The organism is Limnovirga soli (genome assembly GCF_013106755.1).
Classification (GTDB): domain Bacteria; phylum Bacteroidota; class Bacteroidia; order Chitinophagales; family Chitinophagaceae; genus Limnovirga; species Limnovirga soli.
Genome location: NZ_WHPF01000011.1, coordinates 119391 through 137316 on the forward strand (window position 1 = coordinate 119391; position 17926 = coordinate 137316).

The following is a 17926-nucleotide window of genomic DNA, read 5'->3' on the forward strand; positions in this document are numbered from 1 at the left end:
GGTTATAGTTTTACCAGCAGTCCTACCCCCAGCAGAGATTGAAATTGCAGGCCCGGAGAATCTCCATTTTTACCAAAGAGTTTTACATCATCATCGTAAATAAAGGAAACGCTTAAGGTGGTTGATAATACACGTGATATTTTGGCGGCAAACTGGTTGGTCATATACAAATCTATATTCTGCGGCCTTGACTTGTAATTGGAAAACAGATCCAGCTTGCCTTTATAGGTTACCACTTTGCTTAGGTTGGCGCTATAGTTGGCACTGGCATAGGCACCAAACTGGAAAATACTTTTGTTGCCTGCCTGTAGTCCATAAATGGTAGACAGGGTGGTATCGTTTACTATAATCCACCGGGAGGTAGCCGGGGAAAGAAATAAGGAGAAATTGGATGACGGATGATAATCAAAACCCGGACTTAATAACAGATATGCGGGAGCAAAAAAGTTGGAATTGTATATTTTGGTATTGGCATCGGGGTATTCGTACCCCTTTAAAACCTGCGAACGCAGGTTAAACAGGCCGGTTAAATTCCAGTTTTTGTGAATGGACTGTCCGTATTTTGACAGCAGATCGAAGCGGTCATCATTTTTGCGGGTGCCCAGGCTGGTGGTTTTTACCAGGCCATAATAGATGTCTACATTATTATCCCAGCTGGCCTTGCCTTTTTTGTAAAAAGCATGTGCATTGATAAATGTATTTACGGAGAGGGAGAATTTATCGCCACCGGCTGCCCAATTGCTTAAAGTGCCCTGTGCAAGATTAAAACTAAAAGTGCCACCTGTTTTCCATATTTTTGACGAAGTGTCCTTTGGGTCTTTTGCAATCGATTTGCCTGCTTCTGTTTGCAGTGTTTTTACGGTCTCGTCTTGTGCATTTGCTAATACTGCAAAAAATACAAGAGTGCATAACATAGGTAAAGCCTTCATATAAAAACTGATTTTTTATGAAGGTGCAATAAATTTGCAAAAAATGAGAAGAAAGATGCGATTTTTTGGCAAAGCATAAAAAAAGCCTCCGAATGCGGAGGCTATATAAGCTGTAGGGGTAGGATTCGAACCTACACGAGGAAGTTAGCTTTCGCACAAAGTCTGGTGGTCAACCCCGGTCGGCCGAACGGATGTTTTGGTCGACTCTATGCTATATTTATCCTTTGGTCCTCACCCCCGAGACGAGAGGGTATGTCTGCCAAGATTTCATCACCCCACAGTGATAAAGTGCAAATGTTTAGTTTGACAATGCAATATTAAAGAAAAGGCCTTTTTGTTACAAATAATTCAACAATTATTTTTAAAATATAGAAATTATTCAATATTTTGCAATAAAACCAAAAAATAATCTATAAAGCATCGAAAAAATGAGCTATAAATTAAATTTAGACAAACTGGATTTTCAGATAATTCAGGAGATGATGGAGAATGCGGAAATATCTTATGCAGATTTGGGGAAGAAATTATTTGTATCTGGCGGCACCATTCACGTACGCATTAAAAAGCTGGAAGAGTGTGGCGTAGTAAAGGGTACCAGGTTAAGTGTAGACCTAAAAGCCCTTGGTTATGATGTGATTGCTTTTATAGGCATTTTTCTGGAGAAAAGCTCTTTATACGATACGGTTGCCAAGGAACTGCGCAAAATACCTGAAATTGTACGCCTTAACTATACCACCGGTAATTACAGCATGTTTGCCGAAGTAGTATGTAAGGATATTAAGCAGCTACGTTTTGTGTTGCATGATGAATTACAAAAAATAAAGGGAATTGAACGCACAGAAACATTTATTTCGCTTGATGAAAGCCTTAACAGGAATGTGGTGGTAGTGGGTGAATAGGCCCTAGATATTGTTTTTAACCTGTAAAGCATCTCTTAAACCGTTACCCAGTAAGTTAAAAGCCAGCACCAGCAACATAATAGCCAAACCTGGCTCTACTGCCAGCATTGGATGATTGGTAATAATAAAGTTATAGTTCTCTTTAATCATTAATCCCCAGCTGGGTTGGGGTGGTTGTACGCCCAGACCCAAAAAGCTTAACCCGGCTTCTATTACAATGGCCGAGGCAAAATTACCAGCGGCAATTACTATTACCGGTCCCATAATATTGGGTAAAATATGATGCACAATGGTTCTGGTATTTGAATATCCCAACACTTTTGCGGCTTCTATATATTCCATTTCGCGTATGGCCAGTACCTAGCCCCTTACAAGCCGGGCTACATTTACCCACATGGTAAGCCCCACTGCCACAAATACCTGCCAAAAGCCCTTGCCCAGTAATAAGGTAATGGCAAAAACAAGTAATAGGGTGGGTATACTCCAAATGGTATTTATTAACCACATGATTATATTATTAACCCAACCCCCAAAATAACCCGCTAAGGCACCCAGTACAATACCAATAGCAAGCGAAATAATAAGCGCAATACAACCCACACTTAAGCTTACCCGGGTGCCAATAATCAACCGGCTGGCCATATCTCTGCCAAATTTATCGGTACCCAGGTAAAATGTTTTTTGAACAACCGGTTTATCTGCCGCACTTATTAAACCAATGGATAATGGCTCGTTAATACCATCGTCAACAAATTTTTGGGCAAAAATACTGTCGTCTACCAGCACATAAGAGCTAATGGGAATAAAGGTATAGGCATCTTCCCGGCCGTTTAACAACCAGTTAAAAGTGCTGGTGGCAGGTGGTGGTTCACCCGTTTTTTTTAGCCTTAATAATTTAATGGAAAATCCTGGGTTTTTATTGGCTATTTCGGGTATTATTCTATTGGCATGGGGCGAATGATCGGGTGCAATAAAGTAAGCGAAAACGGCCATTATAATGGAAATTACTATAATGCACAAACCAAAAATGCCCGCCTTATTCTTCCATAATCTTTTAAAAAACGTGGGGCGATATGTTGAGGTTGCGCTCATTTATACCTGCTAAAGTAAAGCATGCCGGCAAAGAATAATTATACCCATGCAAAATTGATATTGCCTGCCCTAAAATAGGAATAATGGGGTACCCGGCAATAGTAGTAATGGGCTGCTTTACTTGCGTCGCACTCTTGTACTGCAGCAATATGGCGGCAAACAGCCGATAATTATAAAATGAATTTATGGTGTATCCAGGTCAAACAGTTGTCTGGCTTCCTGCCAATTGTTTAAACGTTCGTAACCGGTTTCCAGCATATTATGTGTGGCAGAAAACATAATGGCCCTGCCGCTAAAAACAGAAAGATTAAATGCATGGTCATCAATTAAAACATCACCTTTTAACACGCTTTTGTCACCACAAAAAATCCTGCGTTTCCAATGTATAAACGGAAAATATTCATCCAGCCAGTCGTGTTTTTCTTCCAGTGAGTATTTAAATTCCATGGCGGCTGATGCGATGTAAACTTCATGCTTATCGTTAAGTGCCCTTATTACTTCCTGGCTATTGGCTATAAGGGGCAGGTTGGCAAAAAAGCCGCGTTGGTGTGCATACTGCCTTACGGTTGGGCGGTGTGCTTCGGGTACAATATATTGCAGTTTGGTACCATGCAATTGTTCTTCAGTATAGGTAATTCCAAAATCGCGCTGATACCATTCTAAAAAACGGGCAATGGCATCGGCCATTACTTCATCCATATCAATTAATATTCTCATAGTATTGAATTTGCCGTAAAATTTGCCCGAATATAAAACTTGTGCACCACTATTATAAACCGCGGCAGCCTTAATTTTAGCAAGCGCTGTTTTATACAAAGCATTATTGCAAAATCGAAATTATGTGAGGAAGATTTTGTGAGGATTGAGCAGTTCGATATATAGAATTTAGATTATAAAAAGAATTTGAGCTTTTCTTTTTTCTATTATTATAAGAGAAATATACCAAGTATAGTTAATAAAAAGGAAACAAAAAGTAAAAACGCAACTTTCCAAATTCTATGAGAATATTTTAATTCCATGAAATGAAAAGCAACTAAATTTATTTTGATGAAAGCAAAAAAAAGAATTGCAATTGCCGAATATTTAGAATGTATAAAAAATGATGTAAGTAATGTGAGTGAAATTAAAATCAACAAAATAATCGTATTTCTTTCAACTATAATTTTCATAAATGAGGATTAAAAAATTAAATAAACAAGAGGGAAAATCAATAACCAAATCAAATCACACATGTGCCAAAATGCTGCTGTTGCTTCTATATCTTCATTTTTTTTGTTGGATGAAAAATAAAAATAAGATAACAAAGCCAAGCCAAATATGACATGTAATAAATGAAAACCTGTCAGCATAAAATAATATAAAAAGAAGCTATTGCTATTTAAACTTATATTATGTTGAAATTTTGTATAATATTCTATAGATTTTATGGCTATAAATAATAGCCCTAACAGAATTGTTGCAAGAGTATACATTTTAAATCTTATCGTCATTGCTTTTTTCAGAAAACGAATAGCTTCAGCCATTGTATAACCACTGGTTAGAATAACTATTGTATTTAAAAACGCAAAAGTTTTATTGAGCATCATCGCAGATTCGTGATACTCTATTTGATTTTCTTTGCCATTTATAACAAAGAAAATAAGTGCAATGCCAAAGGTTATTAATTCTATAAAAATAACTATCCAAATGAGGTAGCCTCCAGGTGGTTCAAAAGTATCTTTCTCTTCAATATTTGAATTGTTCATTTAGGCGTATTTAATTTTTTCATACAACTTTACCAATGATTTTAATAGCTCAACTGGTGTGGTTAAAATTTGATAATGATTTTGTCCGAACATTTGTGGTAAATAATATTTTGCTTGTGCTTCAATAGCTAAGGCATAGGAATTTATATTTTGAGATTTTAATTCATGCAAAGCTTGTTTCACATCTTGAATGCCATATTTACCTTCGTACTTATCGTAGTCATTAGGCTTGCCATCAGATAAAAGAATGACCCATTTGTTTTTTGTTTGCCTTTTACTCAACAGGAATCCTGAATGACGCAGTGCTGCTCCAATTCGGGTATAGCCCCTTGGTTCTATACTTCCAATTTTATGTTTTGAAATACTCCAATTTTCATCAAATTCTTTTAAGCAAACATAACTTGAAAAATTTCTTGTTTTGGAATAAAATCCTTGAACAGCAAAATCAATATCGTATTCATTTAAAATTTCACCAAACAAAATACTCACTTTTTTTTCTACATCAATGACTCTATTTCCATCTGCATATCCATCGCTAGACAAACTAATATCTAACAACAATAATATAGAAATATCTTTTTCTTTTTTGCGTTTCGATAAATAAATATTTTCGTTGGGTGTTCGTTTTGAATGTATATCCACATACATATCGCTCAAGGCATCCAATTCAAATTCATCACCATCCGTTTGCCTTCTTACTTGTTGCATTTTATTGTTTACAGAGGTTAACATTTTTCGTAAACCTTGTAACGTAGTGGCATTTTCAAGAATGGTTTTTTGATAATAATTTGTATCAGTTGTAGCCTGTGTTAATGGAAATACGTTGCAGTAATTTGGTTTATATTCATTCTTGGCATAATTCCATTCAGGGTATGAACAATGAAAATCAGTATTGTTAATAGATGTACTTTCAGAAATACTAGTATTCTCTGTAAATTCTGCATGGTAAATGGAATGTGCTGTATCATCTACTCTTACGACATATTTCATATTCAATTCATCCAATGCATCTTGATGGTCTTCTAATTCATCTTCGCCATCAAAATCACGCCAAACTCCACTGTGCTCTTCAGCTGTTTCTACCTTTTCAAAATTATGGGTCATCACATAATCTTCTTGTTGCTTTTTATCTACTTCTATGGTTATAATATCTTCAACTGCTTTAGACTTAATTTCTGTTTTAGCCTGTTCTTCTTGTGCTTTTTTTATCTGGTCAGAAAATTGATTAAGCTCTTGATTATTATTTGAAACATTTTCATCTTTCATCCATTTACCAAATAGCCATGAATAATCAATTGGTTTTTTCTCCGTTGATTTTCGTTTCAATTGTGTTTCAAACTCATGATATAATTTTTTGGTGACAGGATATTCTGTAAACATTTTTTCTAATACTACATCAGATGTTTCATGGGCTTTTTGTTGTGCCGTTTTTAAATCTATTTCAGTTGGTTGATACCAATTTAATTTCAGTTCTTTTTGGTTGGATAAATAAATCAGACGATAAAAATAGTAGCTTAAATTTTGTTCGTAAGTTTCAAAAAAAGAAAAAGAAGTAGGGAAAAAGAAATTTGTATTCTTAAATCCTCCTTCTCTTTCTGCTGGAAAAATTTCTATGGCAGTTCCTGTTAATGCTCTTGCCATAATGGTTAAACGCTGTTTTATTTCTTCTAAATAAACAGTTTTCTCAATTATTTTAGAAGAGTAAGTTTTCTTTTTCTTAAAATAATTAGCAATTTTCCCAAATAAATATTCGTCTAGTGCCATTTCAACTAAATCATCAAATCAGTTAAATCATATAAGGCTTCCAGTGTTTGTTTCTCATCCGACAAAGGCTCCATTACAGCTACTTTTACTGCTAATCTTTTTGCTAATCCACTTTGAAATAACTTACTTGCATCTACTAGTAATCGTGTTGATACTGTTTCAGTTAAACCTAACTCATTTAGGTTTCTTACCTTGTTGCCAAGCATCACTAACCTTTTAGCCATATCATCGTCGATGCCTGTTTCTTGAACTAAAATTTCTTGTTCAATTTTAGGTTCTGGATAATTAAAAGATAATGCAACAAAACGCTGACGAGTAGATGGTTTTAATTCTTTAAATCCACGTTGATAGCCTGGATTAAAGGAAGCAACTAACATAAAATCTTCATGAGCTTTGTATGTCTCACCAAGTTTATCAATAAACAATTCTCGTCTATGATCTGTCAATGAATGTATGGCAACAATAACATCAGGACGTGCTTCTGCAACTTCATCTAAATAGAGAATATGTCCATTTTTTACAGCTGTTGTTAAAGGTCCATCTAACCAAATTGTTTCTGCTCCTTTGATGATAAATCGCCCTATTAAATCGGTAGAAGATGTTTCTTCATGGCAACTAATAGTAATCAATTTCTTCCTTAATTTATTAGCCATAAATTCTACAAATCTTGATTTACCTGTTCCAGTAGGTCCTTTTAAAAGTATTGGCAATTTATTATGATACACTTGTTCAAACACTTCCACTTCTTTGCCAACGGCATGATAAAATGGTATACCCACTTCGGTTTCTTCCATCATCATTTCCATGATATATTAATTTAATACTTGAAAACTCTTTTCCAATTCAATAGCTTTCGGAAACAAAATATTATTTTCTAAATGAACATGCATATGTAAGTCTTGTTCAAACTCATCCAATTTTGCATACAATGCTTTGAATGTATTACAAGCCCATTCTGGTGGGGTATAGTTCATTGATAAATTGGCAATTTCCTTCAAAACATCGCCTGCATTTTCATGTTCGGCTTGCATCATATTTATTGGGTTTTGTACCGTTCCAAAATGAGAATTTATCAAAGGACAATTTTCATTTTTTGAATTTACCATTTGCTTGATATATGGAAATAAAATGCGTTCTTCTTTTTGCATGTGTTGCAAAAGTTCCATTTTCACCATGTTGTAAAGGCGTTCTATTTCCAAAACAGGTGGGTGGTTTTCGCCATGAACCTTAGCTACTTTTACTGAATAAGCATCTAACAATTCGATAGCCTCTAATACATATGCATGATGTGTATTGACTATGTAATCAGTTAAAAAATCTAATTCCCACTTATTGAAATTTTGTGATGGTAATATTTTGTTATCTAAATTTTTCAACTCACTCATAATGTCGTCAATGTTTAAATTTTTCTTCTCACATGCTTTAGCAATTGAGATTCCACCACCACAGCAAAAATCTATTCCATGTTTTTTAAATATATCTGCTGCTTTAATATTTTCACTTACAACTTCTGCTATTTTTAATTCTTTATCTAAATTCATTGTATTTATTTTTTATTAATTTTTAATTTGAAATTGTTTCTAGTGCTTCATCATTGGGTCTACCATATTTTACAAATTCATAAATATAAAACCCAATTCCAGTTGTAAATAAAGTAGCACAAGCTGCTAAAATCACAAAGTGAACTTGTATCTCTTGTTGTACCACACCAAATTCGATACCCACTTTTCGCTCTAAATAAACTTGAGCTACACCAGCTACACCAAAGGCTACCGTCATACCTACCATCCCAATATTTGATAACCAGAAGGCTAATAAACCTGTTGTACTATCGTAAAATTTGCGTCCTGTCAAGTTTGGCATTGAGTAACTAATGAAAGCTAAAACGATCATGCCATAAGCACCCCAAAATGCTAAATGTCCGTGCATGGCTGTTACCAATGTTCCATGAGTGTACATATTTACACCAGGTAATGTATGTGCTAAACCTAACAAACCAGCACCAACAAATGATACAATGGCAGTGCCTAAAGTCCAGCTTAAAGCTATTTTATTTGGATGTTTTTTCTCTCCTTTTCTGTACATAGCAATTGCAAATAATGCCATTCCTAAAAATGCTAAAGGTTCTAATGCCGAAAATATTCCTCCAATAATTAACCAAGCTTTTCCAACACCAATATAATAGTAGTGATGACCTGTCCCTAAGATTCCAGAGATGAAAGTTAGACCTACAATTACGTATAACCATTTTTCAATTACTTCTCTGTCAACTCCGGTAATTTTGATTAATAAAAATGCAAGTATACCTCCCATAATTAATTCCCATACACCTTCTACCCATAAATGTACTACCCACCAACGGAAGAACGAATCCATCGTTTGATTATCAAACCAAATCATACCAGGCAAATAAAGTAAAGCTGCAAATACTAATCCCATGGTTAATACAAGTGATGTGGTAGTTCGTTTTTTTCCTTTAAAAAGGGTAACTAAAATAATTCCTAAAAAGGTTAAAACATTTACTACAACTAACCAGTCTAATGGTCTTGGAATTTCTAAAAATTTTCGCCCTTCCCAATAGTTAAAATGATAACCAACAATGGCTACAACACCAACTACTGCTAATGATATTAATTGAATGTATGCTAATTTTACGCTCACTAATTCATTTTCTGCTTCTTCAGGAATAATGTAATAAGCAGCTCCCATAAAACCTGATAAAAGCCAAACGACTAATAAATTGGTATGTACTGCACGAGCAGTATTAAATGGTGTTATTTGATGCAACACATCATAACCCATATGCGCAAATGCCATAATAAAACCATATACTATTTGCAACGAAAGTAATAGCATTGATAATGCAAAAAACCAATACGCCACTTTTTGTGATTTATACTTCATGATAATTAAATTTATTTTGTTTGAAAATTATTTCTTTAAATCTGGTTTTGCTGGAAATCCATTTAAGTCCACTTCGCCTATCCATTTTAGAAAAGCAACAACATCGTTTGCTTCTTGCTCTGTCATGGCGTAAGCTACCATTTTACGACCTCTTGGCGACCAAGGAGTTTTACTCATAAGAGCTGCTTTAATATAAGCTTCTCCTCTTCTTTCATATACTTTGGTCAATTCAGGTGCATAGTAAGCGCCTTCACCCATAATAGTATGACAACCCATACAATTGTTTTTTTCCCAAATTGTTTTACCTGAAATAACTTGAGGTGTTAAATTTTCTTCATGTGTTCTTTTAGGAACTTCATTACTTAATGAGTTCCATGATAGCCCTAAGAATATGGCAAAAGTGACAATAGTACCTCCTAGGAAAAATACTTTGGCTTGCGATTTTGATAGCATAATTTTATTATTTAAAATTTAAAATGATAGATTTTATTAGAAGGATTTATATAATTAATCCTTTTAACTATTTCTATTTATTTTCTTGTTGCTTTAACTTCTGCTGCACTTACTTCACCACCTTTGTTTCCAAAATTGTTTAACACATAAGTGAATGCATCTGCAATTTCTTCATCAGTATTTGTAGCTGCTGGCATTGCTTGATTAAATTTTTCTCCATTTACAGTTATTTCTCCAGTCAAACCATTAACAACTCCACCAATAGCTCTTGGCAAATCGGCTGCTAAATAATCAGAACCTGCCAAAGGTGGGAATGTTGCAGGCAAACCTTTTCCATCTGCTTGATGACAAGCTTGACACGTTTTTTCATAAACTGCTTTTCCTGATGCTAATCTTGCTTCAAGTCCTCCTGCTGCAGGTGTTTCTTCCAACATAGATTTTGGTGCTTCTGTTGTTGCTTGTGTCTCTTCTTTTTTTTCTTCTCCACCACAAGAGAATAAAAATGTTGCTGTTGTTAATGTAGCAATTGCTACCAATTTTAAATTTTTCATTTTTTTTGAATTTTTATTTTATTAAAGTTTTTATTTTTTCTATGATTTCTGTAGGTTCTTGAGCTAATCCATTTTGCTGAAATACGATGTTTCCATTTTTGTCTATTAAATGAATGGTATTGGAATGATCAAAGCCTCCATCTGCCAAAGGTTTTACACGAACATTTAACACATTGGCAATTTCCATGGTTGCATCGTTATTTGATGATATACAAGTCCAATTATCATTCAACTGATGATCAGTTGAAAATTCAACAAATCGTTCAGGTGTATCTCTTTCAGGATCCATTGTGATTAATAAGAATTGTATGTTTTGTAATTCTTCTTTTGAAAAAGCTTTTTCTATTCGTTGTATGTCTGCAACTATTCTTGGGCAAGCCGATTCGCAATGTGTAAACACCATAGCAGCTACAGTAATTTTAGTTGACAAATCACTTAAAGACATGCTGTCTTTATTTTGCTTAATCCATTTACTTTCTAAATTAAAAATAGATTCGTTAGAAGTTGTTTCATTTTCAACAACCTCCTCTGTTTTATTTTTGTCTTTTTTACAACATTCTTTTTCTTCTTTTTCATTACAAGAAAAAATAAAGAAAATTGATACTGCTAATGCTATTATTTTTATTTTGTTTTTCATTTTATTGTTTTTATTTATTTTTTACACATCTAAATCCTAAATTAGGAACACCATATTTGGCTTTTACACTTGACCTAGAAGCAAAGCGCATAAACGATGCGTAATTATTAATATCTTTTGATGCGAATGAACCTCCACCACAAAAAAACGTATTATCCAGTCCACTATTTCCTCTTGATTCACCAGTGGTTAATGCACTATTAAAGTCAAATGTCCATTCCCAAACTAAGCCATGTAAATCCCAAACTCCATAGAAATTTTTGAATGTAGAGCCCACATGTGGCAATACTTTAGGACTAGATTTTGATACCCAATTCAATACCCATTGATTAAATTTTAAATCTTTGGAAGCATCTGCTTTTGTTTCACTTGCTCTACCTGCCAATTCCCATTCGGCTACAGATGGCAATCGTTTTCCTTGACATTCACAATATTTTTTTGCTGCAAACCAAGATACATTTACCACAGGACTTAATGCAATAGTTGCATTAAATGAGGTATCTGAATTCCATTGATGTAAATAATTAGTATCAGCATAAATGGATTTTATTTTTGTTTTACTCCATGTTGGATTTTGTAAAATAAATTTTTTGTAATCCTCATTTGTTACAGGATAAACATCCATTAAAAATGGTTTCACTATAGTTTTTTGACTATCCAAAGAATATAAAGGAAGGAAGATTCCTCCCTTTATATTAACCATGGCTGGCTGACTTTGACCAAAGACCAACAAGTCGATAAACAAAAATAATATTGTGAATAATTTGTACATGCTTATTTACGTTGTTTTGCTACATCAGCAGGTGACACTTCGCCTCCTTTGTTTCCAAAACTATTTAATACAAATGTTGCCACTGAAGCTATTTGAGCATCACTTAATGTTTGTTTTGGCATCACACCATCAAATGCTTTTCCATTTACAGTAATTTTTCCTGATAAACCATGAATAATAGTTTTAGTAACTAATGATGGATTTGAAGCAAAATAATCTGAATTTAATAATGGTGGGAAAGCGCCATCAATTCCTTTCCCGTCTGCTTGGTGACATGCTTGACAAGTGCTTGCATATACTGCCTTCCCTTGTGTTATTTTTTCTTCTTTAGTTAATGGTTTAGCAGCAACAACTGGTTCGTCAGGCATGGTTTGTGCACCTCCTTCTGCTTGATAAATACGATCATCTTGTTGACCTGAGTAAATAGATTTCATTTCATTCCCTTCTACTTTCAACATACCTAAAGAACCTTTATTGAATGTTCTGAATATTGAGTGATCAACTAAAATTAAAGTGGCTGGTACATCGCATTTAAATTCTGTAATAGCTGAACCTCCAGCAGGTACTAAAGTTGTTTGAACATTGTGATTTAATGTAGTTCCTCCTTCAGGATAAACGTTGTCAAAAATGTCACCAATTACATGGAAACTTGAAACCAAATTAGGACCACCATTACCTACAAATAAACGAACAGTTTCACCTACTTTAGCTTTCAATGCTTTGTCTCCAGTTAATGCACCTACTTTTCCATTGAATACAACATAATCTGGTTGTTCTTTTAAGGCTTTGTCCATGTTGAATTGTTGCAAGCCAGATTCACCATAATTCCCTTTGGTATAGAAATCTCCTTGACAAACATAAAATTCTTTATCCACTTTTGGCAAGCCTTCTTTAGGTTCTACCAATATCAAACCATACATTCCATTGGCAATATGCATACCAACTGGCGCAGTAGCACAATGATAAATATATAATCCTGAATTTAAGGCTGTAAATGAAAATTGAGTTTCATGTCCTGGTGCAGTAAATGTTGCTGCTGCTCCACCTCCTTGACCAGAAACAGCATGTAAATCAATATTGTGTGGTAATTTACTACTTGGATTATTTTTCAAATGAAACTCTACAAAATCACCTTGGCGAACACGAATAAATTTACCAGGCACACTTCCTCCAAATGTCCAGAAATTGTATTTTACACCATCCATCATTTCCATTTCTTTTTCTATGACTTCAAGATTTACAATCATTTTTGTTGCATAATCTCTTGTAATGGGTGGTGGCACATTGGGTGCATCTGTTAAAACGGCTACTTCTTCTCCTTTGATTTCTTCAACTCCATTTGAAGATTTACTTGTACTAGAATTGTTTTTACAACTTCCCATAAATAGTCCTAAAATAAAGACTATTGCTACTAATTTAATTTGTTTTGTGTTCATGACGTGTAATTTTATTTGTTATTAAATGTTGGTCTATTTTTTAAATTCATTGTATAATAATGTTGGTGAAACTTTTAGCATAAGATATGCCCATGTATTAAAATCATTGGCATTACCTCCTTTTATATATTCCATATTTTTGGTTGCAAAAAGCAATGAATAACCTAATTGCAAATGAATAATTGAGGAAGGTTTGTAGTCAACTAATATGTCAACTTCATTTCCTAAAGATTTCTTTATTTTATTAATTCCAAGATTATTTTCATTTGCTAATGAAAAATGATGAAGGTCTAACGATGCAGAAATAGTTTTTGACGGTGTATATCCAACACGTGCATATAAATCCATCAAACCTCGTTGTTTCGTATCTGTTGGAATATTTAAGAAGTAATCCATATATCCGTAAAACTTGTGGTTGGTAGCATAAAGAGTAGAGAAACTATTGTTTGCAGTTGCACTTGTATTGTCTTTATTTCCTGACAAATAATCTGCACCTAAACCAAAGGCGATTTTCTTTATTTTTTTCTCACCATAAGCATTTATCATAAAAGCATTTTGGTTTAAATTGCTTTCTGTTTTACCTCCTTGGTAATAAGCTCCTAATATACCTTTCCAGCCATTGAGATTATAATTATATAAAGGTCCAAATGTATAAGTTGCTTTTAATTTTGTATTGCTTGTAACGATAGAATTCATTCCGTTTACAATGGCAATTCCTGAAAGTGAATGACCTTTATTGAATTCTTTTTTTACCCAAGAAAAACCGAGCGCTTTATAATTTTTTAATGCGTAAGTTGTTCCAAAAATTGGTTCACCAACTTGGTTGAATGCACCACCTAAGTGCCATTTGAATTTATTTTTATCATCAGTATATTTCAACAATATGGCATCATGCGAAATGGTTAAATTTGCCCAGTCTAAATTACCGAATAAGCGATGGTTGTCATAGACTAATTCTTGACGTCCCATTTTTAATGCAAACCCTTGTTTCAAGTTTAGTTCCATCCACAATTCATTGACTTGCAAACCTGCTACGTCTTTCTTTTGCTCTTCATCGCCCCATGTTCTTGCATCCTGAATAGAAGAAAACATTTGAATATTATCTTTCTTATAGTCGAAAATGAGACGTGCTCGTTGACCAGTAAAAAAGGCTGTTTTAGACGAATCTGTCATTAGCGTTCTATAGCCGTTTCTTAATTCAGTTCTAGCTCTATATTGTGCTGAAATTTTGAAATAGTTTTCTTGCGAAAAACTTTTAATTGCGATAATGCTTGTTAGCATTAATACGATGATGATTTTTAAATTGTTACTGCTCATTATATTAAGATTTAAATACCTTTTTATCTTTTATTTTATTAAAAAAATTTAGTTCATAAATAATACAGCTTTTTTTGCCAATACTAAATTATTGAAATCAAGAATAGTATTTTTTTCAAGCATGTTTCTAACACTTTGTTTAATTTTTTGATATTCGTGATGCATTGGGCATGGATTAATATTACTACAATGTTCTAACCCTAAAACACAACTATTTAATAACCCATCACCATCTATTAATAGCACAATATCCAAAACAGGTTTATTCATTTGTGCTTCACTCATACAAAATCCTCCATTGGGACCTTTTACTGAACTCACAATTTTTTTACGACTTAATTCTTGTAAAATTTTTGCTACAAAATATTCTGGTGCATGAATGCCTTTTGCAATTTCCTTAACTCCTACGCAAGTAATTCCATCTCGTTGTTGAGCGATGAAAATAGTAGCTTTAATGGCGTATTCGCAAGTTTTAGAAAACATTTTATTACAATTCTATGACAAAGATAAAATGCAGAAAGCAATAATAAAAGATATTATTGTCTTTTATTATCAAAACTGATTAAAGTCATAAAAACAGCATCATTATTCATTACTTCTCCTCCACTGTAAATACCAGACAAATTGACCCCCTTTCGCCAGAGCAATGTGACCCCCTAAGAATACTTTCCAAAAAAGTATTAATTGAGGCCTAAAAAAATAGTAAAGAACTAGTTGTTTTTGCTTTTCAAACGTAGGATTTTTTTTGCCTATTTTGATTAATTAATTTTCTCGGTTTGCTCAGCGTTATTTTCCTTTTTTAGTTTTCTCAGTGATTCCCCTTTTAACTCTACCCGCACTGATTGATGTACTAGTCTGTCCAGGATGGCATCAGCAACGGTTTGTTCACCAATCACATCATACCAGTTTTTTACAGGAACCTGCGAAGCAATGATGGTACTGTGTTTGCCATGTCGGTCTTCTACAATATCCATCAATAATGCTCTGCCGCTAGCATCAAAAGACTGTATGCCAAAGTCATCTAATATCAACAGATCTTGTTTCTCTATTCTAGCAAGTTCTTTAATATGAGAACCATCTGCCTTGGCCATCTTTAAAATAGACAGAAGTTTGGCTGTATTGGTGTAGTAAACTTTAAAACCTAGCAAGCAAGCCTGGCGTCCAATAGCAGATGCTAAATAACTCTTACCTGTACCAGTGCTACCTGTGATAAAAGCATCTTGTCCTTTTTTAATAAACTCGCAAGTAAACAATCGGTCTATCTGGTTTTTGTCCAGTTCTCTGTTGTTGTCAAAATCAATTCCGTTCACATCTGCCAGATAACGGAACTTGGCTGTTTTAAGGTTTCGCTGTAAGGAACGATGCTTGCGATCATCCCATTCGTTTTGTACTAAGTACTGTGCCATCTCATCATTGGTAAAGCTTACTGCTGGCGGAAGCTCTACAAAAGTTTTAAAAGCGGTTTGCATGCCATGCAGGCGCATATCGCCCATTTTCTTTAACGTGTCTTTGTTCATGTTTTTTTTGATTGAATTGGTTAGTGAAAATTAATTATTCAAAATAATCTGCGCCACGCACGTTTTCGTGTGTTGGCATATCGGTAGTCGGTATCTCATCTTCCATTGGGATGGCATCTGCTTTTGATCGAAGTATCTGATCTATTATACCATAGTTGTAAATACCATAACTATCTGCTCGTTTACAAGCGTTGATGAGTCTTGTGTTACCTACTCGTTTAGCAAAGTTTAATACGCCAGAACAGGATCTATAGCTCTGTTCCGGGTAAACCTCTCTGGCTAATATCTTAGCAATATATTGAGCAACACCGGCTCCAATCTCATTGGCAGTAGTCATAAACTTCTGTGGATTCCAGTCTGTCGCATATTTGTGGTGCGAGGCTAAGTGGTCTTGTGTGGTAATGTATTTCAGATCTTTGCCATGATATCTATCGTGTACGGCTACAATCTCGTTTTCATTATATACTTGTAATTGAGTAGTGGTATACTTCACCTTCAATCGCTTGCCGATTAACTTGTAGGGTACACTGTAAAAGCGTTTATCTACACTCAGTAATACGTGTCCATACTTGTTTACCGTTGATAGTTGAACCGTCGTTGGCTCGAACAAATAAGGATTCAGTGGTTGCAGTGCCTGTTTTTCTACATCTATAAACTGTTGCATCCTGCTATAGTTCTCCCCAGTAAGCTTGGCGTTATTGTGCACCTCAAGATGCACAAGTATGTCTTTGTTCATCTCGTCAAGATGGTGGTAAACCTTTTGATCAATCTTAGAGAATATGGTGGTGTAGCTAATTTTTACTGCACCTTCTACCAATGCTTTGTCTTTAGGTTTATAGGTTCTGGTAGGACATCCAAATGTGTGGTAATGCTCCGCAAAGGCAGCAAAAGTATCATTGAGTTGTGCCTCGTATTTGCTGGCTTTGGTTACAGCAGATTTTAAATTATCGGGGACTATCGCTTGTGGCACACCACCAAAAAAATGCAAGGCACTTTCACATCCTAGTATAAAATCTTCTTTGCATTGTGAGTGAACAGCCATTACAAAAGTAAGCTGACTACATCCGAGTATGGCTACAAATACTTCCAGGTCTTTGATCTCACCAGTATCCGCATCTACTAAGTGTAATTTTTGCCCTGTAAAGTCCACAAACATTTTATCACCCGCCTTATGAGTCATTTTTAAAGAAGGCTTACCAACCTGCATAAACCGATTGAGCTTCTCCAAAAATGATGAACTCTTATAGCCATCCACACAATGTGTTAGGTAGAATTCATACACTTTGCCCTTTGTGACACCACGCTTCTTAAGCATACTTGCAAGTATTGGAAGAAGTGGTTCTAATTCAGAGAGTCGCCTATTTAATCCCACAATAGGCTCTTTAATTAAGAACAGCTGCGACATCTCTGCATCACTCATTGCTTCAATCTCTTCAAATGTTTTCTCTGATAGTACATAACGATACAAGTATTTTTTAATGGTGTTGCGTGCAACCCCTGTAGATTTGCTGATTGATTTTGCACCCATCCCTGTGGAGTAAAGTCGAAGAATCTGGCGAATTGTAAACATCTCAATTGTTTTGTTAGACATGAAAAGAAAGGACTTGATGAACCAAGAACCTCTTCTTTTTTTCCTACGAAAACAACTAATTCTTTTACTCGTTTTTAGGGGGTCAATTTGCTCTGGCGGCAGGGGGTCACATTGCTCTGGCGAAAGGGGGTCAGTTTACGCTGGTATTAGGGGGTCAATTTGACTGGATTTTCCACTATCCGTAACAAAATAGTGCTCAGAATCTTTGCTTGTGTCAATAACAAGAGAATTTACGAAAAAAATTACTCCTATTCATTGGCAATACCATAGAAATCGACGCAAGCATGCTTAATAGCAGTGCAGGTTTATGGCCCATAAT

General features: G+C 34.7%; 18 protein-coding genes and 1 pseudogene. 1 reads left to right on the forward strand and 18 read right to left on the reverse strand.

Translation table 11 applies throughout. The features are described 5' to 3' along the window. Positions 1–2: 2 nt before the first annotated feature. On the reverse strand, positions 3–929 hold the full coding sequence (locus GD597_RS15720) for a DUF3078 domain-containing protein (protein ID WP_171608843.1): 927 nt from the start codon (positions 927–929) through the stop codon (positions 3–5). Between the two features lie 428 nt (positions 930–1357). Between GD597_RS15720 and GD597_RS15725 the strand changes: the two genes are divergently transcribed. Next, entirely contained in the window at positions 1358–1828 is a 471-nt protein-coding gene (locus GD597_RS15725) for an Lrp/AsnC ligand binding domain-containing protein (protein ID WP_171608844.1), read from the forward strand. 3 nt (positions 1829–1831) lie between these two features. Here GD597_RS15725 and GD597_RS22095 read toward each other — a convergent pair. From GD597_RS22095 to istA, 17 genes and pseudogenes are all read right to left on the reverse strand, one after another. Then, positions 1832–2920: pseudogene (locus GD597_RS22095) on the reverse strand (ABC transporter permease subunit). Between the two features lie 183 nt (positions 2921–3103). Continuing rightward, positions 3104–3637, reverse strand: a complete 534-nt coding sequence (locus tag GD597_RS15735; RefSeq protein WP_171608845.1) for a 5' nucleotidase, NT5C type — start codon at positions 3635–3637, stop codon at positions 3104–3106. A 209-nt stretch (positions 3638–3846) separates the two neighbouring features. Continuing rightward, a complete protein-coding gene (locus GD597_RS22215) occupies positions 3847–4089 on the reverse strand; it encodes a cytochrome C oxidase subunit IV family protein (RefSeq protein ID WP_171608846.1) in 243 nt (80 codons plus the stop codon). 9 nt (positions 4090–4098) lie between these two features. Next, entirely contained in the window at positions 4099–4665 is a 567-nt protein-coding gene (locus tag GD597_RS15745; RefSeq protein WP_171608847.1) for a cytochrome c oxidase subunit 3, read from the reverse strand. After that, positions 4666–6429: a nitric oxide reductase activation protein NorD gene (locus GD597_RS15750; RefSeq protein ID WP_171608848.1), complete on the reverse strand. Its 1764-nt coding sequence runs from the start codon at positions 6427–6429 to the stop codon at positions 4666–4668. A gap of 5 nt (positions 6430–6434) precedes the next feature. Beyond that, a complete protein-coding gene (locus tag GD597_RS15755) occupies positions 6435–7235 on the reverse strand; it encodes a CbbQ/NirQ/NorQ/GpvN family protein (RefSeq protein ID WP_216368604.1) in 801 nt (266 codons plus the stop codon). Positions 7236–7241: 6 nt separating this feature from the next. Further along, a complete protein-coding gene (ric, locus tag GD597_RS15760; RefSeq protein ID WP_171608849.1) occupies positions 7242–7970 on the reverse strand; it encodes an iron-sulfur cluster repair di-iron protein in 729 nt (242 codons plus the stop codon). 22 nt (positions 7971–7992) lie between these two features. Then, positions 7993–9333 (reverse strand): cbb3-type cytochrome c oxidase subunit I, encoded by a 1341-nt coding sequence (locus GD597_RS15765; RefSeq protein WP_171608850.1) that lies wholly within the window; start codon positions 9331–9333, stop codon positions 7993–7995. Positions 9334–9360: 27 nt separating this feature from the next. Next, complete coding sequence (locus GD597_RS15770) at positions 9361–9786, reverse strand: c-type cytochrome (RefSeq protein ID WP_171608851.1); 426 nt, start codon at positions 9784–9786, stop codon at positions 9361–9363. Positions 9787–9863: 77 nt separating this feature from the next. Next, the gene (locus GD597_RS15775; protein WP_171608852.1) at positions 9864–10337 is read right to left on the reverse strand and encodes a c-type cytochrome; all 474 of its coding nucleotides are present in this window, start codon (positions 10335–10337) and stop codon (positions 9864–9866) included. 13 nt (positions 10338–10350) lie between these two features. Continuing rightward, complete coding sequence (locus GD597_RS15780) at positions 10351–10974, reverse strand: SCO family protein (RefSeq protein ID WP_171608853.1); 624 nt, start codon at positions 10972–10974, stop codon at positions 10351–10353. Between the two features lie 10 nt (positions 10975–10984). Beyond that, the gene (locus GD597_RS15785; RefSeq protein WP_216368605.1) at positions 10985–11746 is read right to left on the reverse strand and encodes a formylglycine-generating enzyme family protein; all 762 of its coding nucleotides are present in this window, start codon (positions 11744–11746) and stop codon (positions 10985–10987) included. A gap of 2 nt (positions 11747–11748) precedes the next feature. Then, entirely contained in the window at positions 11749–13182 is a 1434-nt protein-coding gene (nirK, locus tag GD597_RS15790; protein WP_171608854.1) for a copper-containing nitrite reductase, read from the reverse strand. 33 nt (positions 13183–13215) lie between these two features. After that, a complete protein-coding gene (locus tag GD597_RS15795) occupies positions 13216–14499 on the reverse strand; it encodes an alginate export family protein (RefSeq protein ID WP_171608855.1) in 1284 nt (427 codons plus the stop codon). A 48-nt stretch (positions 14500–14547) separates the two neighbouring features. After that, positions 14548–14982 carry an RrF2 family transcriptional regulator gene (locus GD597_RS15800; protein WP_171608856.1) on the reverse strand — a complete coding sequence of 145 codons (435 nt, stop codon included), beginning with the start codon at positions 14980–14982 and terminating at the stop codon, positions 14548–14550. Positions 14983–15257: 275 nt separating this feature from the next. After that, entirely contained in the window at positions 15258–16016 is a 759-nt protein-coding gene (gene istB / locus GD597_RS15805; protein ID WP_171608857.1) for an IS21-like element helper ATPase IstB, read from the reverse strand. Between the two features lie 34 nt (positions 16017–16050). Beyond that, a complete protein-coding gene (gene istA / locus GD597_RS15810; protein WP_171608858.1) occupies positions 16051–17586 on the reverse strand; it encodes an IS21 family transposase in 1536 nt (511 codons plus the stop codon). Positions 17587–17926: the final 340 nt, after the last annotated feature.

Coding starts and splice junctions, on each gene's coding strand:
- GD597_RS22215 (WP_171608846.1), bottom strand. CDS start 4,089: ATGAAAATTATAGTTGAAAGAAATACGATTATTTTGTTGATTTTAATT.
- GD597_RS15800 (WP_171608856.1), bottom strand. CDS start 14,982: ATGTTTTCTAAAACTTGCGAATACGCCATTAAAGCTACTATTTTCATC.
- GD597_RS15735 (WP_171608845.1), bottom strand. CDS start 3,637: ATGAGAATATTAATTGATATGGATGAAGTAATGGCCGATGCCATTGCC.
- nirK (WP_171608854.1), bottom strand. CDS start 13,182: ATGAACACAAAACAAATTAAATTAGTAGCAATAGTCTTTATTTTAGGA.
- GD597_RS15750 (WP_171608848.1), bottom strand. CDS start 6,429: ATGGCACTAGACGAATATTTATTTGGGAAAATTGCTAATTATTTTAAG.
- GD597_RS15775 (WP_171608852.1), bottom strand. CDS start 10,337: ATGAAAAATTTAAAATTGGTAGCAATTGCTACATTAACAACAGCAACA.
- GD597_RS15795 (WP_171608855.1), bottom strand. CDS start 14,499: ATGAGCAGTAACAATTTAAAAATCATCATCGTATTAATGCTAACAAGC.
- GD597_RS15770 (WP_171608851.1), bottom strand. CDS start 9,786: ATGCTATCAAAATCGCAAGCCAAAGTATTTTTCCTAGGAGGTACTATT.
- GD597_RS15755 (WP_216368604.1), bottom strand. CDS start 7,235: ATGGAAATGATGATGGAAGAAACCGAAGTGGGTATACCATTTTATCAT.
- GD597_RS15765 (WP_171608850.1), bottom strand. CDS start 9,333: ATGAAGTATAAATCACAAAAAGTGGCGTATTGGTTTTTTGCATTATCA.
- ric (WP_171608849.1), bottom strand. CDS start 7,970: ATGAATTTAGATAAAGAATTAAAAATAGCAGAAGTTGTAAGTGAAAAT.
- istB (WP_171608857.1), bottom strand. CDS start 16,016: ATGAACAAAGACACGTTAAAGAAAATGGGCGATATGCGCCTGCATGGC.
- GD597_RS15785 (WP_216368605.1), bottom strand. CDS start 11,746: ATGTACAAATTATTCACAATATTATTTTTGTTTATCGACTTGTTGGTC.
- GD597_RS15780 (WP_171608853.1), bottom strand. CDS start 10,974: ATGAAAAACAAAATAAAAATAATAGCATTAGCAGTATCAATTTTCTTT.
- GD597_RS15745 (WP_171608847.1), bottom strand. CDS start 4,665: ATGAACAATTCAAATATTGAAGAGAAAGATACTTTTGAACCACCTGGA.
- istA (WP_171608858.1), bottom strand. CDS start 17,586: ATGTTTACAATTCGCCAGATTCTTCGACTTTACTCCACAGGGATGGGT.
- GD597_RS15720 (WP_171608843.1), bottom strand. CDS start 929: ATGAAGGCTTTACCTATGTTATGCACTCTTGTATTTTTTGCAGTATTA.
- GD597_RS15725 (WP_171608844.1), top strand. CDS start 1,358: ATGAGCTATAAATTAAATTTAGACAAACTGGATTTTCAGATAATTCAG.